The sequence below is a fragment of the Nocardioides sp. NPDC051685 genome, assembly GCF_044453405.1.
Taxonomy (GTDB): domain Bacteria; phylum Actinomycetota; class Actinomycetes; order Propionibacteriales; family Nocardioidaceae; genus Nocardioides.
On record NZ_JBITCR010000023.1, the window covers coordinates 1 to 25,843 of the forward strand.

A 25,843-nucleotide genomic window follows, 5' to 3' on the forward strand; every position below is an offset into this window, starting at 1 on the left:
CAGGTCGACAAATCGATGGTCGACCCCGAGGCGTTCCAGCGGGAGGTACTCCGCTGGCGCCCCGACATGGCCGGGGGGGGGGGGGGGGGGGCGGCCCCCCCCCCCCCCCGGGGGGGGGGGGGGGGGGGGCCCCCCCCCCCCCCCCCCCCCCCCCCCCCCCCGCCCTGCTGATGTTCGGCTCGGCACAGTGGGCGTGGACCTGGTTCCACCCTGACGGCGACCGCCCGATCAGCGCCATCGGAAGCAGTCTGGTCGACCTCGTCCTGGGCAGCCTCCTCGTCGACCGCGACCGTGTCGCAGAGCTCAGCGATCCAGAGGGCCACTCCGCCAAGGTCGTCCGCGAAGCGATCGAGGCCGTCGTGGAGAGCGAAGCCGCAGCCACGGCCTGACAGGTGCGACGCAGCCGCCCTGGTGGATGGAGGTGCATCACGATATGATTGACCGTACGCACGGTCAATTAGAGGTGAAGAATGCGAATCCAAGCTGCAGTACTGCGCGAACGCGCCGGCGCCTTCAAGATCGAGGACGTCGACCTCGCCGACCCCGGCCCGGGCGAGGTGCTCGTCGAGATAGCGGGCACGGGGTTCTGCCACACCGATCTACTCCCCCGCATCGACGGTTTCATGGCCGAGCCACCGCTCATCCTGGGCCACGAGGGTGCGGGCGTCGTGACCGCGACGGGGCCGGGGGTCACCGACGTAGCCGTCGGTAGCAGCGTCGTGCTCTCCTTCGACCACTGCGGGACGTGCCCGGCATGTACGGACGGGCACCCCGCCTACTGCCGCTCCTTCTGGAGGCGGAACCTGGTCGGCCGCGCTGACGACGACGGCGGCCGAGCACAAGACCTCGCGGGCGGGTCGATCGGAGCCCGGTGGTTCGGACAGTCCTCGTTCGCGAGCCACACCGTGGCCGAGGCACGCAACGTCGTGCCTGTGCCCGACGATGTCCCGCTGGAGCTGCTCGGCCCCCTCGCCTGCGGCGTACTGACCGGCGCAGGCTCGGTGTTCCGGGTCCTCCAGGTAGCGCGCGACACAAGCACGGCGATCTACGGCGCGGGTGCAGTCGGACTCTCGGCGGTGATGGCCGCCGCATCCGCGAATGCCGAGTACGTCATCGCCATCGACCGCCACCGCTCGCGGCTCGATCTAGCCCTGGAGCTCGGCGCGACGCACGTCGTCGATTCCACCGGTCTCTCCGTGGGCGAGATCGCCAGCCAGGTCAAGAAGATCTCCAAGGGAGGCACCGACACCGCCCTGGACACCACAGGAGCGCCCGCCGTCGTCACGGCCGGGGTCGGGGCACTACGCCCGCAAGGCACGCTTGGCCTCGTCTCGGCCGTCGCCGGCTCCATCGAGCTCCCCGGCGACGCGCTCGCCACCGGCAAGACCGTCACCGGGATCCTCGAGGGTGACGCCGTTCCACATGAACTCATTCCCGAGCTCATCGAGCTGTGGCGACGAGGTCGCCTCCCCTTCGACCGCCTCATCCGGACCTACCCGATGAGCGACATCAACCAGGCCGAGGCCGACATGGCCAGCGGCGACACCATCAAGGCCGTCCTCATCCCAGGAGCTATCGCATGACCACCCTCACCCAGGAGCACACCGACCTCTTCATCGGAGGCACATGGCAGCCGTCGAGCGACCAGGCCCTCACCCAGGTCATCTGTCCAGCCACCGAGGAGCCGTTCGGTGCCGCTCCCACGGGGACCTTCGCCGACGTCGACCGTGCGGTCGACGCCGCCCAGCAGGCCCTGCGTACGTCACCGTGGGCCGACTCGACCGGAGAACAGCGCGCGCGGTGGATGCGAGCCCTGGCCGACGAGCTCGCCTCCCGGGGAGACGACACCGCTCACGTGGTGAGCAACGAGAACGGCATGCCGATCAGCCTGGCCCGCGTGGCCGAGGGGCAAGGACCCGCGGCGACACTGCGCTACTACGCAGATCTGGCCGAGACCACTCCCGTCGAGGAACGGCGCCCTGCCAACCTTCCCGGCCGCGTCACCGTCGTCCGGCGCGACCCTGTCGGGGTCGTCGCGCTCGTGGTGCCCTGGAACTTCCCGCAGTCGCTCACCATGTTCAAGCTGGCGCCGGCGCTGGCCGCAGGATGCACCGTGGTGATCAAGCCCGCCCCGGAGACCGCCCTGGATGCGTTCGCGCTCGCCGCGGCCGCCGAGGCGTGCGGCTTCCCGCCAGGAGTGATCAACGTGATCACCGGCGGTCGTGATGTCGGCGCCTACCTGGTCGCCCACCCTCTGGTGAACAAGGTCGCCTTCACCGGCTCCACCGCCGCCGGGCGGGCGATCGGCGAGGTCTGCGGGCGCCTGCTGCGCCCGGTGACCCTGGAGCTCGGCGGGAAGAGCGCCGCCATCGTGTTGGACGATGCGGATCTGACGGAGACGGTCCGCGGGCTCGCCTGGGTCAGCCTCCTCAACAACGGGCAGACCTGCTACCTCAACAGCCGTATCCTCGCGCCGCGCTCCAGGTACGACGAGGTCGTCGACGCGGTCGCGGACCTCGCGCGGTCGTTCCGCGTGGGCGACCCGCTGGACCCCGCCACGCGAGTCGGACCCTTGGTCAGCCAGCGGCAGCGTGAGCGTGTGGAGGGCTTCATCGCGGCCGGTCGCGCCGAGGGCGGCCGCGTGGTCGCGGGAGGCGGACGGCCGCGCGACATGGACAGGGGCTGGTACGTCGAGCCCACCGTCCTCGCCGACCTCGCCCCGGACGCCACTCCCGTCAAGGAGGAGATCTTCGGCCCGGTGCTCGCGGTTCTGCCGTACGACGACGTGAGCGACGCGATCAGCCTGGCCAACGATTCGGAGTACGGCCTTGGCGGGACCGTCTGGACGACGGACGTCGAGCGCGGTCTCGAGGTGGCGCGCCGGGTGGAGACCGGGTCCATCGGGGTGAACTTCTTCGATCTCGATCTGTCCGCACCTTTCGGTGGCGTCAAGGCATCAGGCCTCGGCCGCGAGCTCGGACCGGAGGGTCTCGACGCCTACGTGACGCTGAAGTCGGTATACCTCCGCGGATGAACGCCACAGGGCGCTGGACCGTTTGCACGGTCCAGCGCCCTGTTCGTTTGCCCTGAAGGTGCGGGCTCTCAGACACCTACGCCGAGCTGACCGAGGAAGTCGGCCTGGTCATAGATCACCTTGTATTCCACGACCTGTGCACCCTCGAACCTCCAGAACTCGGCCAGTTCGACCCGGATGGACTTGCCGGTCGGCGGCAGAGCGCCGCCGTCGGGGAAGGCGAGATCCTCGGTGTGGGTGCCGGTCACCTCGACGAGGAAGGCTGCCTCCTCCCCCTCGGCGATCACACGGTGAGGACGGTGGCGGAGATCCGGGAAGGCGGCGAAGAACCCGGCCATCCAGAGCACCACCACCTCAGCGCCCTCATGCTTGAACCCGGGAGCGTCGATCACGCAGTCCTGTGCCAGCGCCGACTCGACCCATTCGAAGTCATGGGTGTCGACCCGCCTGAAGAACTCCTCGATCCAGGCAGCGCGATCCTCCATCACCGCCGCGGTCTCTGACATGTCACTTCTCCTCTTCGTGGTTGTCGTCACCGGACACAGGGGAGCCGGGGATGAGAATCGGCTTGATCACCTTGCCGGCGTGGAAGTCGTCGAGGGCGGCGTTGATGTGGTCGAGCGGATACTCGGCCACGAGCCGGTCGAACGGGAACTCTCCCGCGCCCCACATCTCGACCAGCCGCGGGATCAGCTGGTGCGGATCGGCGTCGCCCTCGATCACACCGGTCAGCGTGCGCCCGATGAGAAGGTGCCCCTGATCGATCGTGATGTCGTTCTCCAGCGTCTGCAGACCGACGGTCGCGCAGATTCCCGGCGAGCGCAGGCTCGCCAGAGCCTCCCGGACCACACCGCCGAGGCCGACGGCTTCCATCGCGGAGTCGAGTCCCCCGGTGGCCTCGAGGATCTCCCAGACCACATCCTTGGTGGAGGACGGGTTGAAGGTGTGCGTCGCCCCCAGCTCTCGCGCGAGGGCGAGCCTGTCGTCGTTGAGGTCGACCGCGACGATGTTCGCGCAGCCCGACGCCTTCGCTGCCATGAGACCGGCCAGGCCGACCGTTCCCATACCCCAGAACCCGATGCTCTGCCCGGGTTGCGGGCGAAGCACGTTGAGGACGGTGCCGGCTCCGGTCAGGAGGCCGCATCCGAGCGGGCCGAGCAGGTGGATCGGAGCCGCCTGGTCGACCTTGACGGCGTTCCGTGCGCTCGCGACGGCGTGAGTTCCCCACGACGACTGGCCGAACCAGCTGCCGTGGACCTCCCGGTCGCCCTGGACCATGGTCGTCGAGCCGTCCAACCGCGTACCGAAGTAGTTCAACGGCGCGAAGAGCTCACAGTACGCCGGATGGCCGGCGTTGCAGGAGCGGCAGTCGCCGCACGTGTCGAAGGTCAGCACGACGTGGTCGCCGACCTCGAGGCCGTCGACACCGGCTCCGATCGCCTCGACGACCCCCGCGCCCTCGTGACCGAGGACCGCGGGTGTCGGCAGCGGCACGTTGCCGTTCAGGCCGGTGAGATCGGTGTGACAGATGCCGACGCCCGCGATCCGGACCAGCACCTCGTTGTCCTGCAGTGCGGTGTGCTCGACCTCCTGCAGGACCGGAGCAGTTCCTGCTTCCTCGAAGATTGCAGCTCGCATGGCTCAGCCCTCCTCGGTCGGTACGACCAGGTCATAGATCCGGCGCTCTCGCGAACGTGCGAGGTCGACGTGTACGAACTTCTCCTCGGTGTACTCGTCCAGAGCATGCGGACCGAGCTCTCGGCCCACGCCGCTCTGCTTGAACCCACCGAACGGGTAGACGACGTTGACCATGTGCCAGTCGTTGATCCACACCGTCCCGGCTTCGAGCTGGCGAGCGACCTCCATCGCGGCGTCGACGTCCTCGCTCCAGACACCGGCGGACAGCCCATACTCGCTGTCGTTGGCGATGTCGATCGCCTCCTGGACGTTGGAGTAGCGCAACACGCACAGGACCGGACCGAAGATCTCTTCCTGGGCGATACGCATGTCGTTGGTGACGTCGGTCAGGATCGTGACCGGCACCCAGTGGCCCGGGCCAGACGGCACCTCACCCTGGAACGCAACCGTGGCGCCCTCCTTGGGAGCGAGCTCGAGGTAGGACTCGATACGGGCCTTCTGCTCTGCCGAGATGATCGGCCCCATGTCGGTATCGAAGTCGGCGGGATCGCCCACCTTGATCGCCTTGGCCCGCTCGATCATCCGCCCCACGAACTCATCGTGGAGCGAGTCCGGCAGGAGCAGGCGGGTCCCCGACTCGCAGGCCTGCCCCTGGTAGAGGCAGAACGCGAAGAGCGCGGCATCGACCGCGGTGTCCAGGTCGGCATCGGGCAGGATGATGTTCGGCCCCTTGCCACCGAGCTCCAGGGTGACCTTCTTGATGTTGTCCGCCGCCTGCTGGGCGATGAGCCGGCCGACGGCCGTCGACCCCGTGAACGCGATCTTGCGTACGTCGGGATGAACCGACAGGCGCTTGCCCACCTCTTCGCCCTCGCCCGTGACGATGTTCAGCACCCCAGGGGGCAGGCCGGCGTCGTGCGCCGCCCGGGCGAGCTCGAGCAGCGTCGCCGGCGTCTTCTCGTCCGGCTTGATGACCACGCAGTTGCCGGCCGCCAGCGCGGGGCCCAGCTTCCAGACGGCCAACAGCAGAGGGAAGTTCCACGGCACGATCCCGGCCACCACACCGATCGGCTCCCGCCGCGTGATGCCGGCGGCCATCGTCGGGTAGCTCAGCATCGGACCGGACGACTCGAACTGGTAGGTGCGCGCCAGGTCGGCGAAGTACTGCAGGTGCGAGATCGAGTACCCGACGTGGAACGCCATCGCCTGCCGAACCGTGACACCGTTCTCGGCGACGTGCAGCTCGACCAGCTCGTCCATGCGCTCGTTGAGGATCTCGACGATCCGGCTCATCGTCGCCGCACGGTCCTCCGGGGCCGTGTTGCGCCACTCCCCCCGACGGTGCGCCGCCAGCGCGGCGGCGACAGCCTGGTCGGCGTGCTCGACGGTGCCCCTGGCAGCGGTGGCGACGAGCTCCTCGTTCGCCGGGTTGGTCAGCTCGTACCGATCATCCGTATCGACCCATCGACCGTCGATGTACATCTGGAAGTGCGGCACGGTTGTGGTGGATGCGCTCATTCGGCGGCGTCCTTCTCACCGACCAGGTCCCGGTAGAGCGGGAAGACCGGCTTCGCGGCCGGGATGAGCTTCAGGATCTTGGTGACCGGCCCCTTGGCCTTGACCTGACCCTTGGCGAGCCCCACGGCGACGTTGTACTCACCACGCCAGAACTGGTTGCCGTGGTCCGCCGACATGGACATCCGCACGTCCGGCTCGATGTCGGAGTCGCCCTCGATGACCTCGATGGTGGGCTCCTTCAGCACGACGGTGATGCTCGACGCGGGGTTGCTGTAGTCCAGGCGAAGCACGATGTCGGCGGCGCGCAGATTCGATCCGACGCCCTCCACATCGTTTGCGACCCGGAACACGCCTCCGAGGTACTTGTAGACCTCCGCGTCGTCCTTGAAGTAGCTCATCGGATCCTCCTGTTGTGGCTTGGGCAGACCTCGATCGGGTCTGCGTCTCAAGGACTCACATTGCCACAGACCGTACGTGCGGTCAATGCATTCCGTGATGGTCGTCACCCATCGGCGAAGAATCCCGGCTCCCTCCGGAACAGACCGTGTTCAGGAGGCGTCAGGCCCGAGCCCCGTGACCACCGGATAGGCCTCGCCCTCGTCGCCTTGGACGTAGCGGACGACGACGTTCTCGCCCCGCTCGACCGAGGCGCCCTCCAGCCGCGTGGTCAGCCAGGGACCCTCGTCGAGCTCGACGATCACCAGGCAGGTGGCCGGCCGTGTGGAGTGATCCACCGCACGAGCCACCACCGTGCCGCGCCCACCGGCCTCGGCCCAGCCGAGGTCGAGGGCACCACAGTGATCGCACACCAGCACGTCGGGTCGGCTGCGATGACCGCGTGGACAGGTCCTCAGCAGCAGCCGGCCCGCGTTCAAGGCGTCGAACCATTCCGCCGTCATCTCATCGCGCCGCGCCGGCGCCCGGCCGGGGACACTCATGCGGCCGCCTCCGACGTGAGAACCAGGGTCGAATGGTGCTCGAGGATCCCGCCGTTCCCACTCACGATCGCCGTGTCATGCGCAGCCACCTGGCGGCGGCCGGCCTGCCCGCGAACCTGGGTGACCGCCTCGTGAAGGGGCGTCATCCCCCACAGGTAGAACGACGAGAGCTGCCCTCCCCCGGTGTTGGTGGGCAGGTCACCACCGGGCGCCAGGGCACCAGACGCAGCGAGGGCCCCCGCCTCTCCAGGTTTGCAGAACCCGTAGTCCTCGAGGGTGACGAGGACGGTGTAGGTGTAACAGTCATAGATCTCGCGGATCTGGACGTCCTCCACCTCGAGGCCGGCCATCGCCAGCGCAGCCCGACCGGAGGCCTTCGCCCCCGTCGTCAAGCCGAACGTGCTGCCGGCCCGCAGCGGCGGCGCCGGATGGGCTTGGCCCCAACCACGGACGAGCACCGGCGGCTGACGCAGGTCGCGTGCCCGCTCGGCGCTCGTCACGATCACCGCAGCACCGCCGTTGGAGACCAGACAGCAGTCGAGCAGATGCAGCGGCTCCACCACCCAACGCGAGGCGTGGTAGTCGTCGAGGGTCATCGGAGTACGCATCGCAGCGACAGGGTTGAGCTCGGCCCAGCGTCGCTGACTGACCGCGACCGCTCCGAGCTCGTCGTGGGTCACACCAAAGGTCGACATGTACCGATCCGCAGCGAGGGCGTACCGATGTGTCGTGCTGGTGAGGCCGGCCGCGGTCTCCGCACTCCGAACGCCTCGTGCCTGCAGCGAGGTGGCCCGATAGGCGTCCGAGCCCGAGCTGGACTCGGACCGAGGGGTGTCCGCGAAGACGCAGGCGACCACATCGGCGGCCCCGCTCTCGACAGCCTGCGCGGCCTGGGCGACCATCACCCCAGCGGAGGCACCGTAGGCGGTCAGCTGCGTCAGGAGGCGCAGGTCGCGTAGTCCCAAGCGCCGGGCAAGGGTCAGATCCAAGGCCGGCGAGGTGAGCGCAGGGTTGATCAGCAGTCCGTCGATATCACCCAGGGTGAGTCCAGCATCTCGAGCCGCCAGGTCGACCGCCTCCGCGGCGAACTCGAACGAAGACCTTCCGAATACCTTGCCCACCTCGGTGAGCCCGAGCCCTGCGATTGCCGCCATCTTCACTCCTTGACCGTACGTACGGTTTGCAGGATACCATGAGATCTAGGGACGTGACCTGCGTAGGGAGCGTCCGAAACCGAAGGGAGACTGACTGTGCACGCCACGATGCAGCACCATCCGCTTGGCATCGCCGACCTTTTCGAGCACGGCGAGCGCATCCATGCCGACGCGACCGTGACCGACTACCAGGACGGTGCCCTCGTCCACCGCACGTTCGCCGAGGTCGCCGACGAGAGTCGCAGGCTGGCCACCGCCCTGGCCGCACTCGGCATCGGCCGCGGTGACGTGGTCGCGACCCTGTGCTGGAACACCTCTCACCACATCGCCGCATACTTCGCCGTCCCCGGAATGGGCGCGGTGCTGCATACGCTGAACCTGCGGCTGCACGCCTCCCAGCTCTCCTACATCGCGAGGCACGCCGAGGATCAGGTGGTTCTCGTCGACGCCGACCTGCTCCCCCTGCTGACGGAGTTCCTCGCCGAGGTGCCGAGCGTCCGTCACGTCGTCTGCATCGGCGCGGTGGATCTCGAAGCGCTCGACGTGGAGGGCGTCACCTTCCATCTCTACGACGATCTGGTCGAGGACGCGGAGCCGATGAGCACGCTCGCGGTCGTGGAGGAGGACGAGGCGGCCGTGCTGTGCTACACGACGGGCACCACGGGCGACCCCAAGGGCGTGGCCTACAGCCACCGGTCGACGTACCTGCACACCTTGATGATCTCGACGGGCAGCGCGTACGGCTTCAGCGATGCCGACACCGTCCTGCCGGTGGTGCCGATGTTCCACGCCAACGCCTGGGGTTGGGTCCACGCCGCGTGGATCGCGGGGGCGCGGCTCGTGATGAGCGGTAGGTATCTCCAGGCACCGCACCTGGCCGCCATGATCGAGCAGACACGGCCCACCATGCTGGCCGCCGTACCGACGATCTGGAGCCAGCTGGGCGAGCATGCCCATGCGAACGGAGTCGATCTGGCCGGTCTTCGGGTCGCCGTCTCCGGCGGCTCCCCGCTCTCCCCGTCGCTTGCGCGGCAGATCCAGGAGAGGAACGGCCTCCAGATCACCCAGGGCTGGGGCATGACCGAGACGTCTCCTCTGCTCACCTACTCGCGTCCCCCGGCGGGCACCTCCCCGGACGAGGCCATCGGCTGGACGACCCGGAGCGGGCGAGTCATGCCGGGGGTTCGCGTGAGGATCGTCGACGAGCAGGGCGTCGTGCAGCCCTGGGACGGTCAGTCACAAGGTGAGGTCGAGGTGGCCGGTGTCACGGTCACCGGCTCCTACCTCGGCAGTGCCGACGCCACCAAGTTCGACGACGGCTGGCTACGCACCGGAGACCTCGGCGTGATCCATCCGGGAGGCTGGGTCCAGCTGAAGGACCGGCTCAAGGACGGCATCAAGAGCGGCGGCGAGTGGATCTCCAGCGTCGAGCTGGAGAACGCGATCGCCGACCATCCCGCCGTCAGCGAGGCTGCCGTGATCGGCATCCCGGACCCGAAGTGGGAGGAACGACCTCACGCCTTCGTGGTCGGTCTGGACGGGGCCGAGCTCAGCGAGGACGAGCTGGTGACCTTCCTCAGCGGCCGGGTGGCCAAGTGGTGGATCCCCGACCGCTGGACCTTCACCTCGGCCATCCCCCGGACCAGCGTGGGCAAGCCGGACAAGAACGCTCTGCGAGCATCGTCGACCTCGGTCTGACCACGACGGATGAGGTCGCCGGCTGCCTGGTCAGCGTGGGGTGCGGGTTGTTTCCGCGCCCCACGCTGACCGGTTGTTCCTCGACAGCCGTCTCAGCCGGTCACGCAGGCAAGACCCGACGCGACGAGCTCAGGCACCGCGTCGGCAGCAGCCCTGGCGTTACGGCCCGCATCTGCCCCAGCCATGGCTCGGTAGGCGATGCCCTCGGCGATGACGGCGAGCTTGAGATGAGCCAGCCCCAGGTAGAAGCCCCAGTCGCCGAGGTCTCGACCGGATCGGTCGACGTAGGCGCTCGCCATGTCCTGGGCGGAGGCCAGCCGCGGGCTCGCCCAGGCCGCCGGGATACCGAGGACCGCGTCGAGGGCGGGATTGCGGTAGGCGCACATCAGCGCCACGTCCGTACGCGGCTCACCGAGCGTCGACAGCTCCCAGTCCAGCACCGCCAGGACCCGAGCGGGGTCGAGCGGATCCAGGATCAGATTGTCGATCCGGAAGTCGCCGTGCAGGACCGCGGTCTCGGTCGATATCGGCAGTCGCTGCTCGAGCAGGGAGTGCAGACGTTCGAGGTCGGCGAGCTCACGGGTCTTGACCTGCTCCCACTGCCGTCGCCACAGCGCGACCTGCCGTTCGACGAAGCCCTGCGGACGGCCGAAGTCCGTCAGCCCGACGGCGTACGGATCCACCTCGTGCAGGGTCGCAAGCACGTCGATCATGGATGCGGTCGCACGCCGCAGGTCCTCGTCGCCGACTCGATCCAGCTCGGACCTCTCCCGGATGACCTCGCCATCGATCCAGGTGGTGATGGTGAAGGGCGCGCCGATGACGGCGAGGTCCTCGCACAGGCTGATCACAGGAGGGACCGGCACGTCGGTCTTCTGGAGCGCGCCCGTCACCCGGGCCTCGCGGGCCACGTCGTGGGCGGACGCGGTCTGCCCCGCCGCCGGTGGCCGTCGGAAGACCCACCGATGGACGCCGTCACTGAGTCGATAGGTCAGGTTGGAGCGTCCGCCCGCGACGAGCTCAGCGGTGAGCGGTCCTGCGACAGGGACGCCGAGCGAACGTAGGTGCCCGTCGAGGGCAGCGGTGTCGACCAGCACAGTCACATCAACCTTCCGTGCGCTGACGCGCAGCCTTGACCGCCCGCTTGGCGATCGCGAACCGATGCACCTCCGACGGGCCGTCGTAGACCCGGAAGGGTCGGACCTCCCGGGCGATGCGGGCGATGGGGAGGTCGGCGGAGACCCCCAGGCCGCCGCAGAGCTGTCCGGCGCGATCCACGATCCTGCCGATCGCCTCGGCACCGAACGTCTTCGCGATGGACGTCTCCTGGGCTGCCGGGGCTCCGCTATCGAGCGCCGCGCAGGCGACGTCGAGCAGCGCGCGGGTCGCAGCGAGGTCGATCTCGTTCTCGGAGATCAGGTGCTGAGCGATCCCCTGGTCACCGAGCGACCGCCCGAAGACATGGCGCGACGTCACGTAGTCCAGTGCGGTTTCGTGTGCTCGGACGGCCGCGCCGAGCCACCGCATGACGTGCGTCATCCGTGCCGGCCCGAGCCGGACCTGGACGTAACGGAAGCCCTCGTCGACCTCACCCAGCACCGCATCGTCGGCCAGCTCGAGGCCGTCGAAGAAGACCTCGCAGTGGCCACCCACCATCGAACGATCCATGGTGGGTACGTGGCGGCCGACGCGAATACCGGGCGTGTCTGCCGGCGCCAGGAACATCGTGCCGCCGCCTCGTTCGCCGGGCTTTCCGGAGGTCCGGGCCATGATGATGAAGAAGTCCGCGCCATCCGCACCGGTGATGAACAGCTTGCGTCCGTCGATGCGCCATCCACCGGCGACGCGTGTGGCACTGGTCTGGAGTGCCGCTGGGTCGGAGCCGGCCCCAGGGGCGGGCTCGGTCATCGCGAAGGCCGACCGCGCCTCGGCGCGCACCAACGGCCCGAGGAAGCGTGCCCTCTGCTCGTCGGTGGCGACGTGGTCGAGCAGGTGCATGTTGCCCTCGTCGGGGGCCGCCGCGTTGATCGCCATGGCACCGAAGAGTGCGTATCCAGCCTCCTCGAACACCCGGGCCCGCTCGGTCATCGACAGGCCCTGGCCACCGAACTCCACAGGGCCGTGAGGGGCGAGGAGCCCGAGCGTACGGGCTCGTGCCTGCAGCTGCCGTCGCAGCACATCTCCCCCGGCAGCGGTCACGTCGCCGTCGTGGCGATCCTCGATGGGAAGCACTTCATCGCGCACGAAGGCGCGTGTCCGTGCTGCCAGGTCGGACACGTCGGTCCGGCGCTCGGCCGTCTGGGTGGCCGTGCTGTTCGTCATTGTCTTCTCCAAGCTCATGGTGTGTGCCTTTGTCCTCAGTGGCCCGACATGCCGCCGTCGACAGCCAGCGTGCTCCCGGTGACGTACCCCGACGCGGGGCTGGCGAGGAAGAGCATCGCCGCGGAGATCTCGGCCGACTCCCCCAGCCTGTTCAGGGGGCTGCGCGCGCCGATGAAGGCGTCGAGCATCTCGCTGGGCACGTCCTCGGTCATCTCCGTCCTGACGTATCCGGGAGCCAACGCATTGACGCGGATACCGTTCCTGCCCGCCCATTGAGCGGAGAGGTCGCGAGTGAGACCCACAAGGCCTGCTTTGCTGGCTGCGTACGCCGCTTGCGGGGCCGGGGGCGCGATGAACGCGAGTGTGCTGGCGACGTTGACGATGCTCGATCCGGGCTTCATCTCTCGTGCGCACGACTGGGCCATCCAGTACGCGCCCATCAGGTTGACGTCGAGGACGCGGCGAAAGTCTTCCGGACGCTCGCGGAGCGCCGGAACAGCGGTGCCGAGCCCCGCATTGTTGATGAGCACGTCGATCCGCTCGAAGCGCCCCATGGCCTGCCCGACGACGTGCGCGCACTGATCAGGGTCGGCCACATCGGCGGCAACGACGAGCGCCTGACGACCCACCGCCTCGACCGCCGATGCGGTCGAGGCGAGCCGGTCTGTCCGCCGCGCGGCGAGAACGAGATCCGCCCCCGCCTCCGCGAGCGCAACCGCGAACTCGGCCCCCAGCCCGGAGCCGGCTCCGGTGACGACCGCGACGCGTCCATCAAGGCGGTACAGGTCCAGGACCCCCATCACGCACCTACCCACTGCGGCACACGCTTGTCCGCGAACGCACGGGCACCTTCGCGCGCGTCCTGGCTGTCACGGACCGATGCGAACTCGGCCTCGTTCATCTCCCACATCTCCGGCTCCCAGTCGGAGCCCGTGGCGCTGCGCATCATCATCCGCTTGCTCGCCCGGACCGCGACCGGAGCGTTGGCTGCGATTCGTTCGGCCAGCTCCAACGCCTCCTCGAGGACTCGCTCGGGCGGTACGACGCTGTTGACCAAGCCCCACCGCAAGGCGGTCGCCGGGTCCAACGGCTCTCCAGTGAAGACGGCCTCGGCCGCGAGCTTCGGTGGAATCTGACGATGGAGTCGCAGAACACCGCCCGCTGCCGCGACCAGGCCACGCTTGACTTCGGGCAGCCCGAGTCGCGCCTCGCTGCTCATCACGGCAAGGTCGCACGCAAGGAGGATCTCCGTTCCGCCTCCGAGCGCGAACCCGTTGATCGCGGCGATGACCGGCTTGTCCACGAAGTGGCGTACGAAGCCGGCGAAGCCGCGCTCAGGATGATCCGAGTCGTGCACCGTCCGGCCTGCGGCCAGCTCTTTGAGGTCCGCACCAGCGCAGAAGGCACGACCGGCCCCTGTCAACACCGCGACGCGCAGGTCCGGATCGGCTGCGAACTCTGCGATCGCCGCCCCCAGGGCGCGAGACAGGTCGGCGTTGATCGCGTTCATCGCCGCGGGCCGGTTCAAGGTGATCAGGGCCACGGCTCCTCGACGCTCGACGAGCACGGGCTCGTTCGAGGTCTCGGCCGGGGCCATTGACGGTTCGTTCATGGTGACTGTCTCCACTCGAGGGCTTGCCAGATCGAGAACTCACACTATCCTTGACCGTACGCACGGTCAATGAAAGGGATTCCCATGCGAGATGCAGTCATCGTGGAGGCGGTTCGCACCCCCACAGGCAAGCGCAACGGCGGTCTTGCGGGGATGCACCCCGCGGACCTCTCTGCCCACGTCCTCACCCGTCTGTCGGAGCGATCCGGCCTCGACCCCGCGCTGATCGATGACGTGATCTGGGGATGCGTGAGCCAGATCGGCGAGCAGACGTACGACATCGCCCGCACCGCAGTGCTGACAGCCGGGTGGCCGGAGTCGGTCACCGGCGTGACCGTCGACCGGCAGTGCGGTTCGTCGCAGCAGGCCGTGCACTTCGCAGCAGCCGGCCTGATCGCGGGTCACTACGACGTCGTGGTGGCGGGTGGCGTCGAGTCGATGTCGCGAGTGCCCATGGGCTCCTCCACCGCAGACCAGCAACCGTATTCACCCACCTTCCAAGACAGGTACGGCGTGCCGAACCAGGGCCTCGGTGCCGAGATGGTCGCCGAGAAGTGGGGGTTCTCCCGCAGCCAGGTCGATGACTTCGCCCTCGGCTCGCATGCTCACGCAGCTGACGCGCAGGACGGCGGCCTGTTCGAGGCCGAGATCACGCCGGTCGAGACCGACGGCGGGACGCTCACGCAGGACGAAGGGGTCCGCCGCGGCGGCACGCTCGAGACGCTGGCGGCGCTCAAGACGCCGTTCAGCGCCGACGGGCTCATCACGGCCGGCAACGCCAGCCAGATCTCCGACGGTTCGGCCGCGCTCCTGATGACCACCAGCGAGAAGGCCGCCGAGCTGGGGCTTCGGCCGATCGCGCGGGTGCACACGGTGGCGCTCGCCGGCTCGGACCCCGTCATCATGCTCACCGCCCCCATCCCCGCCACCGAGAAAGCCCTCCGCCGAGCAGGCCTGGGCATCCAGGACATCGGCGCCTTCGAGATCAACGAGGCCTTCGCGCCCGTCCCGATGGCATGGCTGGCCGAGACCGGAGCCGACCCGAGCCGACTCAATCCGCGTGGCGGGGCCATCGCCCTGGGCCACCCCCTCGGCGCGAGCGGCGCACGCTTGATGACGACCCTCATCCACCACATGCGCGACAACGGAATCCGGTACGGGCTGCAGTCGATGTGCGAGGCCGGAGGTCAGGCGAACGCGACGATCCTCGAGCTGCTGACATGACCAGCTCGGCTCGCCCCGACCGAACGTCCGCCCAGATCCTCGACAGCCGCCACCCCGCGAACCGCCAGGAGAACCCCATGCACTCGATCGGACGACCTCTTCTCGTGATAGCCACCGCGGCGATCACGGCTTTCATCGTCACGATGACGCCGGCTTCGGCGTCACTATCGCCGCTCCCCGACCTGGCACTCACCCAGAGCGACTTCTACGTGCCGCCGTCGCCGCTGCCTCAGGGCCTGCCGGGAGATCTCGTGAAGTCCGAGTCGATCACCGCGTCGCTGTATCCCGAAGCACGCGCGACCCGGATCATGTACCTGTCTCGGTCGGCGCGAGGGGCGACCGTCGCCGTCACCGGCGTGCTGCTCACCCCGCTGACCCAGCAACCCGGCGAGAACAACCCAGTGGTAGTGCACGCCCCCGGAACGCGCGGCCTCGGCGATCAGTGCGCTCCCTCGAAGCAGACCGATCTGTCGACGCTCAACGCAACGAGCGCGGACTACTCGACCTCGGAGCACCACCGGTTCCTGGAGAACGGCGTCTCGGTGGTGATCACCGACTACGTCGGGCAGGGCACACCTGGCCTTCCGGAGTACCTGGTCGGCCCTTCAGAGGGTCGCAACGTCCTGGACGCGCTGCGCGCCGCGCAGCAGGTCGAAGGTGCCGGCCTGTCGCAGCAGTCGCCCGTGGGCATCAGCGGATACTCGCAAGGCGGCCAAGCTGCTGGCTGGGCGGCCGAGCTTCAGCCCAGCTACGCGCCAGAGCTGGATCTGCGTGGAGTCCTTGCCGGGGGCGTACCGACCGACATGTGGGTCGAGGTCAACCATCTCAGCGGCAATCCGGTCGGCTCCGGCTTCGCGATCGCAACACTCGTCGGCCTGGACACCGCCTACCCCGACCTCGCACTGGCCTCCCGACTCACAGCGGACGGACAAGCCGCGGTGGACAGGGTCAAGGAGTCCTGCTTCGTCGAGGGCGCGACAGCCTTCGGCACGATGTCGATCAGCGAAGTCACCACACCTGACGTGCTGACCGACGTCAACTGGCAGCACGCCTACCAGCGGTCGCTTCTGGGCACGCGTGACCCCGGCGCCGCGGCGTACGTCTACCACGGCACGACAGACACGGTCGTGCCGTTCGCCCAGGGCCAGGAGCTCTACGCCGGCTGGTGCTCTCATGGCGCTGACGTCACGTTCGAGAGGATCGACGGCATCGAGCACGTGGTCGGCGCAGCCTTCACCACCCCGACCGGGATCGCGTGGCTCACCGATCGACTCCACGGAGAGCCGGCCGATCCCGGCTGCCGGGTGACCTCGACGCCCTGAAGCGGAAGATCGACGGCAGGCGGGTCGACGGCACGGCCGTCGGCCCGTCTGCCTCTGGGTGTGCGACGCACCTTGCGTTTCCATCCACGATCCCGACCCCCGGGACCACCACCGACGTTCTGGGCCCGGCAGGACCGGGCGACCTCCGCCGAGGTCGACTCCGCCATCTCACCGGAGGCACCGGCAGCCCTCTCGTCCTGTTGCACACGGTGCGCACCAGGCCGACCACTTCCGCGAGCTTGATCCCCCTGGTTCGGGATCGTTACACCGTCTACGCTCTCGACCTCCCCGGGATGGGTCACTCCGAGATCGTTCCGGGAGCCTCCTACGACGAGCCCGCCATGCGCGCAGCCGTCACCTCGCTCCTGACTCAGCTCGACCTGTACGACGTCACGATCCTCGGTGAGTCGATGGGAGCAGTGCTCGCTCTGACCGCAGCAGCCGAGCTCCCGGACCGGGTCCGACGGGTCATTGCCATCAACCCCTACGACTATGCCGGCGGGATCGCCCGCTCCAGTCTGCTGGCCCGATTCATCGTCGCCGGCGTCCTCGCTCCCGGCGTGGGGGCCGGGATGCGTGGGGGCCGGGATGCGTGGGGGCCGGGATGCGTGGGGGCCGGGATGCGTGGGGTCCAGGATGCGTGGGGTCCAGGATGCGTGGGGCCCAGGATCGCCGCGGTCGAGCCCAGGCCGATCATGTGCGCCGTCCTCCGTGGTGGCCTGGGCGACAGGTCCGCGCTCCGCGACGACTATCTCGACGAGCTGCTCCGGGTGGGCCGCCGACCGGGCTATCCGGCGGTGGCTCGCGCGGTGTACGGGAACCTCCCGAGCCTGATCGAGGCCCGGTCCCGCCACACCGAGGTCACTGCGCCGATCCATCTCGTCTATGGCAACAAGGACTGGTCCCGCCCCACGGACCGACGGGCCAACAAGGAGCTGCTTCCCGCAGCCGAGTTCACCGAGATCGCCGGCGCCGGTCATTTCATCGCCCTGGAGCGGCCCGATGTTCCCGCCGACCTGCTGAACTCGCTGACATGAGCCCCGATCAGGCCACCTCTCGGCGCCGGTCCGGCTTCGGCATTCAAGCAGCGAAGCCGACCAGCCACGAGAGGTCGGCCTGATCAGAGGTCGAGAACGAGGCGATCTCCCTTGGCCCGGGAGACGCAGACCATCATCGTGTCACCGGCAGCGCGGTCCTCGTCATCGAGCACGGAGTCGCGGTGGTCGATCTCCCCCGCCAGCACCTTCGTCTGGCAGGTCCCGCAGACACCCTCCCCGCAGGACTTCATCACCGAGACCCCGGCGTTCGCCGCGGCCTGCAGGATCGACATGTTCTCCGAGACCTGCAACGTCTTGCCGGACTGAGCCAGCTCGACCTCGAAGCTGCTGCGCGGCCCGGCGGCGAGGTCACTCTTCGGCGCGAACCGCTCGATGTGCAACGCCCCCTTCGGCCACTTCTGAGAGGCCGCCTCGACCGCTGCAAGGAGCGGCTCCGGCCCACAGACGTAGATGGCCGTCTTTCGCTGCGGCTTGCCCAGCAGGGCGGGCAGGTCCAGCAAGCCGAACTCGTCCTGGGGCCGGACCTTCACTCTGTCCTTGTAGGCCCGCTGCAGATCCTCGCGGAACGCCATCGACGCGCGAGTGCGTCCTCCATAGACCAGGGTCCAGTCGGCTCTGCGGCCGTTGACCGCGGCGATCATCGGCAGAATCGGGGTGATGCCGATGCCACCCGCGATGAACAGATAGCGCTTCGCCTTCTCCAGCGGGAAGTTGTTGCGAGGACCGCGAATGCGAATGGTGTCACCTTCCGCAAGGACGTCGTGCACGTAGCTCGATCCGCCTCGGCTCTCGGGCTCACGCAGCACTCCGACCTGGAAGCTGGAGCGGTCCCCAGGATCGCCGCACAGCGAGTACTGGCGGACAAGGTCCTCCTTCAGCATCAGGTCGATATGGGCTCCTGGCTCCCACGCCGGCAGTGGCCGGCCTTCTGGGTCACGCAGCGTGAGCCGCACGACACCGTCAGCCATCTCCTCCTTGCCGGTCACTACGACATCGCGCTCATCTTCGACGCGAGAGATTCCCATGACTTCCTCTCCTTGGTGATGAATTCTCGGGTGGGTCTTATCGATGGTCAGGACGGGAAAAGGCGACCGAAAGCGAGGAGCAGTCGGGGCGAGCCATGCATCTTGATACGTCGGCGAAGAAGCGCCCAGGGAAGCACAGATCTCTTGGAGAGGAAACGCATCCACGTGTCGGAGTCAGCAGATATCCGGAGATCGGGATCGCCGTGAAGGCCCTCCGAGATCTCGAGCTCGCGGTCGCGGATGGTCACGGTGATCTGGCGATTCTCGGATCCGGTGAAGGTGAAGTGATACGTCGCGTACATATCCACCGCGTTATCGCGCTGAAAGACCAGGGGCATGCCCTCAACGAGACCGGCGATGTCTGCCGGCCGAAGGCTCATCCCGACCTGCTTCGTCTGCTTGTTCGGGAACGCTTTGGCCACGTGCTTCTCGGCGTCGGAGTCGGGGACCACGTAGACGGTCTCCTCCTTGTCCACCAGCGGGCGCACGACCGTGTCCACGTGTGCCTTGCGATCGTCCAGCCAGGGACCGAGGACGTCCTCCCCCGCCGGGCAGACCGACATGCAGTAGGCCGCCTTGTAGTTGGCGCCGAAGGAGAGGCTCTGCCACAAGGACGCGCTCTCCTGGTCGCTCACCCGGGAGCGGTAGTCATGACGATCGCGGCTCTCCACGACCTGCTCGGCCCAATCACCGAATCCGCCCATGAACTCGCGGTAGTTGTGGGTGTAGCAGGCCGAGAAGTTGAAGTGACCGTCCGCGGCGATCGCCCCCGTCGGGCAGGCAGTCACACACAGCTTGCAGTCTACGCAGGGGTTGTAGCCGATAGGCTGGGAGAGCTCGCCCACCTCGGCATCGACCAGGATGGTGGTCAGCAGGACGAAGCTGCCGAACTTGGGGTGGATGACGTTGCGATGCAGACCCATCTGGCCCAACCCGGCCGCCACGGCGACCGGCTTGTGCGAGACGACCCAGGCCTTTGCGGGGAACTTCTCCATCTCCATCGGAAAGCCCATCGCCGGGTTGAGGGCGCGTACGCCCATCGACTCGAGCTTGCTCACGACCTGCCTCGCGGCGTCATTGATGAGGTCACCCGAGTGATGGAACTCCAGGTTGGCCACCGAACGCGACGGCGTACGGATGTTCTCCCGGTTCATCCTGGTCACCATGCTGATCAGCGTTCGGACACCAGGCAGCGCGGCCTCGAGGTCTTCTCGCTGATCGGAGATCTCAGGTCGGTCGATCTCGACGAAACCAACATCGTCCGCACCCGCCTCGAGGCACAGCTCACGCAGCCAGGCCGAGTCCAGCGGATCCGCCGGCCGCACGACACCCTGGTCGCCGCGCTGGCGAATCTGCACGACGGTGGGATGGTCCTCGAGCTTGTTCTTGCTGGACAAGGATGATCCTTTCTGATCTGACATGGTCTCGGAGCGCGATGACGCGCGCAGGTCTTCCTCCCACGCTCCACGGTGGTCAGAATGCGCAGCTCCTGCGGCTCCTGCGGTCGGTCGTGCCACAAGCGGGCCTCACGTCAGATCGATCCACAGGAAACTCGAAACATAGGTGCTTCGTTGCACCCCAGGGATACGAGGCCACCACTCACGGTGGGAAACCGATCGGTACCAGGACAATAAACCGACCGGTTTCCAGATTGCAAACCGAGCCGGAAACCGATCGGTTTTACATCGGCGCAATTCCGGCTAGACTCGCCGCATGACCATGGAGGCAAAGGCGAGCCCTGAAGAACGGCTGCTGGAGGCGGCGGCCGAGCTCAGCTACCGCCACGGCATCGGAGTCGGCATCCAGGCGTTGTGCCAGGCGGCTGGAGTATCGAAGCGCTCTCTCTACCAGCTCTTCGAGAGCAAGGACGAGCTGCTGGCAGCGAGCCTCGAGCGGGGAGCACCCGCCTACACGGCATGGCTCCTCCCCTCTCCGGACGACGGTGGATCACCACGCGAGCGCATCCTGCACGTGTTCGAGCGAATGGAGACCGCGACGCTCGCGCCTGAGTTCCAGGGTTGTCGGTATCTGACAGTCCAGATCGAGCTCAAGAGCCCGACCCATCCTGCAAGTCGGGTGGCCCGCGGCGTCAAGCAAGCCCTGGCGGAGTTCTTCCGCGCCGAGGCGGAGCAGGGCGGAGCAAGCGATCCCGACCTGCTGTCCCGTCAGCTCATGCTGATCTTCGACGGCGCCAGTGCGCGCGCCGGAATCGGGGTCGATGATCTGACCGGGCTCATCTCACCCACGGTGAGCGCCCTCCTCGACGCCGAAGGAATGCGCTGACCCTGCAGCGACAGAGCCAACCGCACCATGACTGAGAGAGACCGCATGACCGTCGCCGCACTGACCACCCTCTCCGAAGGCGCTGTGATTCCCTTCGGCGGGGACCGATACACAACCGTTCCCGCAGAGCTCGCCGCGGCCTTCCGCGCCGGCGACCAGCTGCACGTGGTGCAGTCGACGGGGGCGCTGCTGCACGTACCGGAGGCGATTCGATCCGCCGTCGCAACCGAGGTCGACGCGGCGGTCGACGCGTTCACGCAGCTGCGGACAGTCGCGCCACACGCCGTCCAGCGCTTCTACACCGCCTTCGCCGACATGCTGGCCGACGACACCGTCTGGGAGCACATCGAAGCCGCGAACACCGACGACGTCCTCCGCGCCGAGGACCAGGGGCGATCGACGACCAGACTGAGGGTCTCGGCACAGATGCGCGAAGACATGATCGCCGGCCTGCGCGGCTGGGCCGCCCAGCAGGAAACCCGCACAGCCGACGGTTCAGCCGATCTGATCGAGCGCGTCGAGCACGACGGCTGGAACGTCGAGATCGTCTCCGCCCCGCTCGGTGTCATCGGCTTCGTCTTCGAAGGGCGACCCAACGTCTTCGCCGACGCCGCCGGCGTCCTGGCCACCGGCAACACCGCCGTTCTCCGCATCGGTGGCGACGCACTCGCAACAGCCCAAGCGATCGACCAGCACGCACTGCGCCCCGCCCTACGATCCGCCGGCCTGCCCGGGGGCGCCATCAGCCTCGTCGGAGTACGCGACCGCGCCGCCGGCTGGGCCCTGTTCAGCGACCCCCGCCTAGCACTGGCCGTCGTACGCGGCTCTGGCGCCGCAGTGACCCAGCTCGGCAGCGTCGCCCGCCAAAGCGGGATCCCGGTCAGCGCCCACGGCACCGGCGGCGCATGGCTCGTCGCCGACCACACCGCCGAGACCGAGCGCTTCGCCCGTGTCGTCCGGCACTCCCTGGACCGGAAGGTCTGCAACACCCTCAACGTCGTCACCATCACACACGACCGCGCCGACGAGCTCGTGCCCGTGCTGCTCCAGGCAGCAGACGAGGCCGCCGCCACCCGAGGTGGCCACGCCCGCGTCCACGTCGCCATCGGCAGCGAAGGCTGGGTCCCGACCTCCGAGCTCGAGCGCCGCATCGACGTACGCCGCGCCGAGCAGACGGCCCCGGAGCCACGCGCGAGCCTGCTGCCCATCGACGAGCTCGGCACCGAGTGGGAATGGGAGGACACACCCGAGCTGAGCCTCGTCGTCGTCGACGACATCGACGAAGCAATCACGCTCTTCAACACCTACAGCCCCCAGTTCGTGGCCTCGTTCATCTCGGCCGACCCGGCCGCGCACGCCCGGTTCTGCGACCGGGTCAACGCCCCTTTCGTCGGCGACGGATTCACCCGCTGGGTCGACGGCCAGTACGCGCTCGACCGCCCCGAGCTCGGCCTGTCCAACTGGGAGAACGGCCGGCTCCTGGGCCGGGCCGGCGTGCTCACCGGCGCCGACCTGACCACCCGACGCACCTTCGCCCATCACGACAGCTTCGACCAGCACCGCTGATCGAAGCTGTCGTGGTACCGCGTACGCGAGTCGACCGGCCACGTCGCACGGTGGCGACGGGGGATGGCTACAGCTTGCCGGTCCTGAGGTCCGCACTGCTCTTGAGGACCGCTGACTCCATGGTCCAATTCTCCGGCTGGACCCTCTCCCAGAGGCTTCCCTTGCCGAGCTCACGCCCCAGTTCGTCCTCGCGACGGAACCACTCCTCAACACTCCTGATCCGGTTGGGGTGGATCTCGTCGAGCAGGGCGTAGTTCCTGGTGATGATTCCGTGCTTCCACATGTTCCAGAAGCCCGTGAAGTTGTCGCGGAAGCTCATCGTGCTCTTGTCGTCCGGATCGGCGTTGTAGCCGGCAGGGTGATCGGCGATCCCCTTCAGGTCCGGGCTGCCCCAGTATGTTTCCAGATCGATGTCGATGTACTGGGCCGGATGCCCGGTGACCTTCTCGAACGCCGCAGCCATCTCCGCGTAGGTCACATGCTCGATCGCGACCTCGAGGTCCATACCGTTGGCTCGCTCCGGATGATCGAAGAGCCAGCGGACGTAGAATCCGCAGTCGTCGAGAGCGACGTGCGGAACGGCTCCGTCACCGAGCGGGACCCGCCAGGTGACAACACCGTCTTCGATGCTGGGCGTCATGGGCGTGAGCGGCGAGATCGCCATCTCGATGTAGGGACCGGAGGTGAAGACGGCCGCCCCCATCCGGTCCCTGTTCACCTCGTTCTGGAAGAGGACCCACTCGGCCATACGACCCTTCCCGTCATAGTGGCCGGTCCGGAACCGCGAGTCATAGCCCGACTTCTTCAGGGCATAGTCCAAGTTTCCGTAGACGAAGAACTTGATTCCTTCCTCGATCGCGATCTCATAGCTGCGGAAGGCCCAGTAGGTCTCGGTCTTCTCGCCGGTGTTGAAACCGTCGATGTTGACGAACGCCCCGTCACAGCCACGAAAGCCCTCGCGCAGAACGTCCTCGTCGGCGAACGACCCCTCGATGATCGAGACGTTGCCAAGTTCGAGGAGAGCCTTGGCACGGGCAGAGCTGGCATCACGCGTGAGGACCCGCACGGCGTACTTCTTGTCAGCGACAAGAGCCTTGATGATGGGCATCCCCTGGGCCCCAGTGCCGCCGATGACGAAGATTGTGGAGGTGGAATGAGTAGACATGGTTTTCGACTCCGAAGTTGAGTTCACAGATGGGTCGCGGTCGCGGACTCCTGCCACCGCGATGGTCCGCCAGGTTCAGGCGGGCAGTTTGTTGAGCTTGCGGATCTGCTGGTCGAAGATCCGGTCGGGAGCGAGGCGCCGCAGCAGTCCTGCGCGGCCCGCAAGCGGGCCGGCGGTGTAGCGCAGCTTCGGCCGCGCATCGGTCGCGGCCGCAAGGATCACCTTGGCGACGTCGGCAGGGTCGTCACCGTCCCTGACCGCCGCTGCCAACAGGCGACCGAAGTCGCGCCGCCGCACGTCGTAGGCCGACAGCGGCTCCTCGGGCATCGTGGTGTTGGCCTCGAACCCGGTACTGGTGTAGGCGGGCTCGACCAGGACCGACCGGACGCCGAACTCGCGGACCTCGTGGTCCAGAGATTGGGAGTAGCCCTCGATCGCATGCTTGGAGGCACTGTAGACAGCCATGTAGGGCGTCGGGAGGAACCCCACGACCGACGAGACGTTGACGATGCGCCCGCTGCGCTGAGCACGCATGTGTGGCAGCACGGCCCGCACCATGCGCATGACGCCGAAAACGTTGGTCGCGAAGACCGTACGTGCCTCCTCGACGGAGGTCTCCTCGGCCGCGCCCAGCGAACCGATACCAGCGTTGTTGACCAGCAGGTCGATCCGGCCGAAACGATCGATCACCCCGCCGACCGCTGCCGCGACCGATCGCTCGTCGACAACGTCGAGATCGATGAGTCTGACGCCGCCCAACGAGCCCACCTTCGATACATCTCGACTGGTTCCGACCACCTCATAACCCGCCTCCAACAGCGCGAAGGCCGTCTCTTTCCCGATACCGGAGGATGCCCCTGTTACCAATGCCACCTGCCGAACTGCTGCCATCATGACTCCTGGATTCGCCGCGAAACCGATCGGTTTTCATCACGATAAACCGATCGGTTTCACCAATGCAAGAACCCGCGAGCGGCGGCGTTGACATCGGGAGTGCCATCGCGTCCGCGTCAACACCCTGCGGAGTGCTGGTAGTGACGTCGAGCCGCCGAAGGAGCAACCAGACGTTCGAGCGGGATCAGACGGCGATGACGACGCCCGGAGGATCGGCACAGCAACGCGGCCCGCGCGACCTACTGTCCGGCTACTGTCCGATCGAGAGCCAACGCAGACCGTCGGCAACCGTGCGCGTAGTTTGCGTTTTCGCAGGTCAAGCGCCACACACCATCAGCGACCACCGACAGCCGTCCTCGAAGGAACGGATCCCGGCTTACAGGCCAGCCCATTCGCTTTCACCCAGGCCTGACGTCGGGTTCCCGATCGAGGTTTCGGACAGCAATTCCTTCCAGCGCCCTTTTCACTGCCTTTTCGACAGCAGAGGCAGGTACGCCGGCCGGAACGACGAGCATCCCGATCGATGCCTCGCCCTCCTCGGCGAAGGTGCGGTGGACTGCAGCCAGCGCCTGCTCGATCTCCCGTTGCGGGTCCGTGCACTCCCGTCGGAGCCAACGGCGAAGCACGCGGTTGTGCGCCGCGACGACTGCCGCTGCCGTCATCTCGGCACGGAGCTCTGCCTCTGGCGAGGCATCGGCCCAGTGGCTCAGGTATCGACGGAAGAGGCGCTGGTAGCGGGCACCGCTCACCAGCTCACGCTCACGGAGCGCGGGCACGGTGGAGGTCAATCCGTAGCGCTCCCGCGCACGCTCGCCCTCCGCGACGTAGTGGAACAGCACGATCTTGACCGCGTCAGTGACGGCGGCGAGTCCGGCATCCGAGGGCGAGGAACGCAGTCGCTCCTCGATCCGGGCGAGAAGCTCGTCGTGGTCGGGGAAGATCACGGCTTCCTTGGACCCGAAGGAGCGGAAGAAGGTGCTGCGACTGACACCGGCCTCGGACGCGATGTCGTCGACGGAGGTGGTCGCGTACCCCTGGATCCCGAACAGGCGGAACGCCGCGTCCGAGATCTCGTCACGCGCTGCTGCCATCACACTCCTTTTGGATCGTTCCCTGGACATCATGCCCCATGACACTTAGTCTCATTCATTGACACTGAAGTTCACAAGGAGTCCCGTTGAGCGCCGAGCCCACCACCGCACCCGATTCCCCGGGCGCCGAGATCGATCTGCACACGACTGCCGGGAAGCTGGCCGAGCTGGAGCGTCGTCTTGACGAGGCTGTCCATGCTGGTTCTGCGAAGGCGGTGGAGAAGCAGCATGCGAAGGGGCGTCAGACCGCGCGGGAGCGGATCGAGATGCTGCTCGATGAGGGTTCCTTCCAGGAGGTCGA

Annotated in this window: 25 protein-coding genes; 10 read left to right on the plus strand and 15 right to left on the minus strand. The window is 67.7% G+C overall.

Annotated elements, in window-relative coordinates:
* The first annotated feature begins 170 nt into the window (after nt 1-170).
* The 3 genes from ACIA03_RS30000 (at nt 171) to ACIA03_RS30010 (ending at nt 3,034) form a co-directional block, all read left to right on the plus strand.
* Nucleotides 171-389, plus strand: a complete 219-nt coding sequence (locus ACIA03_RS30000) for a hypothetical protein (RefSeq protein WP_396989164.1) — start codon at nt 171-173, stop codon at nt 387-389.
* Nucleotides 390-470: 81 nt separating this feature from the next.
* Nucleotides 471-1,583 carry an NAD(P)-dependent alcohol dehydrogenase gene (locus ACIA03_RS30005; protein WP_396989165.1) on the plus strand — a complete coding sequence of 371 codons (1,113 nt, stop codon included), beginning with the start codon at nt 471-473 and terminating at the stop codon, nt 1,581-1,583.
* Nucleotides 1,580-3,034, plus strand: a complete 1,455-nt coding sequence (locus ACIA03_RS30010) for an aldehyde dehydrogenase (protein ID WP_396989166.1) — start codon at nt 1,580-1,582, stop codon at nt 3,032-3,034. Before ACIA03_RS30005 ends, ACIA03_RS30010 begins: the two co-directional genes overlap by 4 nt.
* Nucleotides 3,035-3,102: 68 nt before the next feature.
* Here the strand turns inward: ACIA03_RS30010 and ACIA03_RS30015 are convergent, their stop codons facing one another.
* The 6 genes from ACIA03_RS30015 to ACIA03_RS30040 form a co-directional block, all read right to left on the minus strand.
* Complete coding sequence (locus ACIA03_RS30015; RefSeq protein ID WP_396989167.1) at nt 3,103-3,540, minus strand: ester cyclase; 438 nt, start codon at nt 3,538-3,540, stop codon at nt 3,103-3,105.
* Nucleotide 3,541: 1 nt separating this feature from the next.
* Nucleotides 3,542-4,672, minus strand: coding sequence for an NAD(P)-dependent alcohol dehydrogenase (locus tag ACIA03_RS30020; protein WP_396989168.1), 1,131 nt, complete (start codon nt 4,670-4,672; stop codon nt 3,542-3,544).
* 3 nt (nt 4,673-4,675) lie between these two features.
* Nucleotides 4,676-6,190, minus strand: coding sequence for an aldehyde dehydrogenase family protein (locus ACIA03_RS30025; RefSeq protein ID WP_396989169.1), 1,515 nt, complete (start codon nt 6,188-6,190; stop codon nt 4,676-4,678).
* On the minus strand, nt 6,187-6,588 hold the full coding sequence (locus ACIA03_RS30030; RefSeq protein ID WP_396989170.1) for an SCP2 sterol-binding domain-containing protein: 402 nt from the start codon (nt 6,586-6,588) through the stop codon (nt 6,187-6,189). Before ACIA03_RS30030 ends, ACIA03_RS30025 begins: the two co-directional genes overlap by 4 nt.
* 150 nt (nt 6,589-6,738) lie before the next feature.
* Nucleotides 6,739-7,128, minus strand: coding sequence for a Zn-ribbon domain-containing OB-fold protein (locus tag ACIA03_RS30035; protein WP_396989171.1), 390 nt, complete (start codon nt 7,126-7,128; stop codon nt 6,739-6,741).
* Nucleotides 7,125-8,282 carry a thiolase family protein gene (locus ACIA03_RS30040; protein WP_396989172.1) on the minus strand — a complete coding sequence of 386 codons (1,158 nt, stop codon included), beginning with the start codon at nt 8,280-8,282 and terminating at the stop codon, nt 7,125-7,127. The genes ACIA03_RS30035 and ACIA03_RS30040 overlap by 4 nt, the downstream gene beginning before the upstream one ends.
* Nucleotides 8,283-8,378: 96 nt before the next feature.
* Here ACIA03_RS30040 and ACIA03_RS30045 point away from each other — a divergent pair, with 96 nt between their 5' ends.
* Nucleotides 8,379-9,980, plus strand: coding sequence for a long-chain fatty acid--CoA ligase (locus tag ACIA03_RS30045; RefSeq protein ID WP_396989173.1), 1,602 nt, complete (start codon nt 8,379-8,381; stop codon nt 9,978-9,980).
* A gap of 92 nt (nt 9,981-10,072) precedes the next feature.
* Here the strand turns inward: ACIA03_RS30045 and ACIA03_RS30050 are convergent, their stop codons facing one another.
* From ACIA03_RS30050 to ACIA03_RS30065, 4 genes are read right to left on the minus strand one after another with little or no spacing between them, the layout of a single operon-like run.
* Nucleotides 10,073-11,083, minus strand: coding sequence for a phosphotransferase family protein (locus ACIA03_RS30050; protein WP_396989174.1), 1,011 nt, complete (start codon nt 11,081-11,083; stop codon nt 10,073-10,075).
* A gap of 1 nt (nt 11,084) precedes the next feature.
* A complete protein-coding gene (locus ACIA03_RS30055) occupies nt 11,085-12,302 on the minus strand; it encodes an acyl-CoA dehydrogenase family protein (protein WP_396989175.1) in 1,218 nt (405 codons plus the stop codon).
* Between the two features lie 35 nt (nt 12,303-12,337).
* Entirely contained in the window at nt 12,338-13,102 is a 765-nt protein-coding gene (locus ACIA03_RS30060) for an SDR family NAD(P)-dependent oxidoreductase (protein WP_396989176.1), read from the minus strand.
* The gene (locus tag ACIA03_RS30065) at nt 13,102-13,914 is read right to left on the minus strand and encodes a crotonase/enoyl-CoA hydratase family protein (RefSeq protein ID WP_396989177.1); all 813 of its coding nucleotides are present in this window, start codon (nt 13,912-13,914) and stop codon (nt 13,102-13,104) included. Before ACIA03_RS30065 ends, ACIA03_RS30060 begins: the two co-directional genes overlap by 1 nt.
* Before the next feature lie 84 nt (nt 13,915-13,998).
* Between ACIA03_RS30065 and ACIA03_RS30070 the strand changes: the two genes are divergently transcribed.
* From ACIA03_RS30070 to ACIA03_RS30080, 3 genes are read left to right on the plus strand one after another with little or no spacing between them, the layout of a single operon-like run.
* On the plus strand, nt 13,999-15,138 hold the full coding sequence (locus ACIA03_RS30070; RefSeq protein WP_396989178.1) for a thiolase family protein: 1,140 nt from the start codon (nt 13,999-14,001) through the stop codon (nt 15,136-15,138).
* The gene (locus tag ACIA03_RS30075; protein WP_396989179.1) at nt 15,135-16,460 is read left to right on the plus strand and encodes a lipase family protein; all 1,326 of its coding nucleotides are present in this window, start codon (nt 15,135-15,137) and stop codon (nt 16,458-16,460) included. Before ACIA03_RS30070 ends, ACIA03_RS30075 begins: the two co-directional genes overlap by 4 nt.
* Nucleotides 16,394-17,497, plus strand: coding sequence for an alpha/beta fold hydrolase (locus tag ACIA03_RS30080; protein WP_396989180.1), 1,104 nt, complete (start codon nt 16,394-16,396; stop codon nt 17,495-17,497). Before ACIA03_RS30075 ends, ACIA03_RS30080 begins: the two co-directional genes overlap by 67 nt.
* A gap of 83 nt (nt 17,498-17,580) precedes the next feature.
* On the opposite strand, the gene ACIA03_RS30085 is transcribed toward ACIA03_RS30080, so the two are convergent.
* Together ACIA03_RS30085 and ACIA03_RS30090 are read right to left on the minus strand one after the other, a co-directional pair.
* Complete coding sequence (locus ACIA03_RS30085) at nt 17,581-18,543, minus strand: PDR/VanB family oxidoreductase (protein WP_396989182.1); 963 nt, start codon at nt 18,541-18,543, stop codon at nt 17,581-17,583.
* Nucleotides 18,544-18,590: 47 nt separating this feature from the next.
* The gene (locus ACIA03_RS30090) at nt 18,591-19,940 is read right to left on the minus strand and encodes an SCP2 sterol-binding domain-containing protein (protein WP_396989184.1); all 1,350 of its coding nucleotides are present in this window, start codon (nt 19,938-19,940) and stop codon (nt 18,591-18,593) included.
* A gap of 316 nt (nt 19,941-20,256) precedes the next feature.
* Between ACIA03_RS30090 and ACIA03_RS30095 the strand changes: the two genes are divergently transcribed.
* Both ACIA03_RS30095 and ACIA03_RS30100 read left to right on the plus strand, forming a co-directional pair.
* Nucleotides 20,257-20,826: a TetR/AcrR family transcriptional regulator gene (locus ACIA03_RS30095; protein WP_396989185.1), complete on the plus strand. Its 570-nt coding sequence runs from the start codon at nt 20,257-20,259 to the stop codon at nt 20,824-20,826.
* Between the two features lie 45 nt (nt 20,827-20,871).
* Nucleotides 20,872-22,392, plus strand: a complete 1,521-nt coding sequence (locus ACIA03_RS30100) for an aldehyde dehydrogenase family protein (protein ID WP_396989186.1) — start codon at nt 20,872-20,874, stop codon at nt 22,390-22,392.
* Nucleotides 22,393-22,459: 67 nt separating this feature from the next.
* Here the strand turns inward: ACIA03_RS30100 and ACIA03_RS30105 are convergent, their stop codons facing one another.
* The 3 genes from ACIA03_RS30105 to ACIA03_RS30115 form a co-directional block, all read right to left on the minus strand.
* Nucleotides 22,460-23,614, minus strand: coding sequence for an NmrA family NAD(P)-binding protein (locus ACIA03_RS30105; RefSeq protein ID WP_396989187.1), 1,155 nt, complete (start codon nt 23,612-23,614; stop codon nt 22,460-22,462).
* Nucleotides 23,615-23,632: 18 nt separating this feature from the next.
* A complete protein-coding gene (locus ACIA03_RS30110) occupies nt 23,633-24,451 on the minus strand; it encodes an oxidoreductase (RefSeq protein ID WP_396989188.1) in 819 nt (272 codons plus the stop codon).
* A 398-nt stretch (nt 24,452-24,849) separates the two neighbouring features.
* A complete protein-coding gene (locus ACIA03_RS30115; RefSeq protein ID WP_396989189.1) occupies nt 24,850-25,542 on the minus strand; it encodes a TetR/AcrR family transcriptional regulator in 693 nt (230 codons plus the stop codon).
* 86 nt (nt 25,543-25,628) lie between these two features.
* On the opposite strand from ACIA03_RS30115, the gene ACIA03_RS30120 reads away from it, so the two are divergent.
* Nucleotides 25,629-25,843, plus strand: a 215-nt coding sequence (locus ACIA03_RS30120) for a carboxyl transferase domain-containing protein (protein WP_396989190.1), incomplete at its 3' end; no start/stop codon positions are given.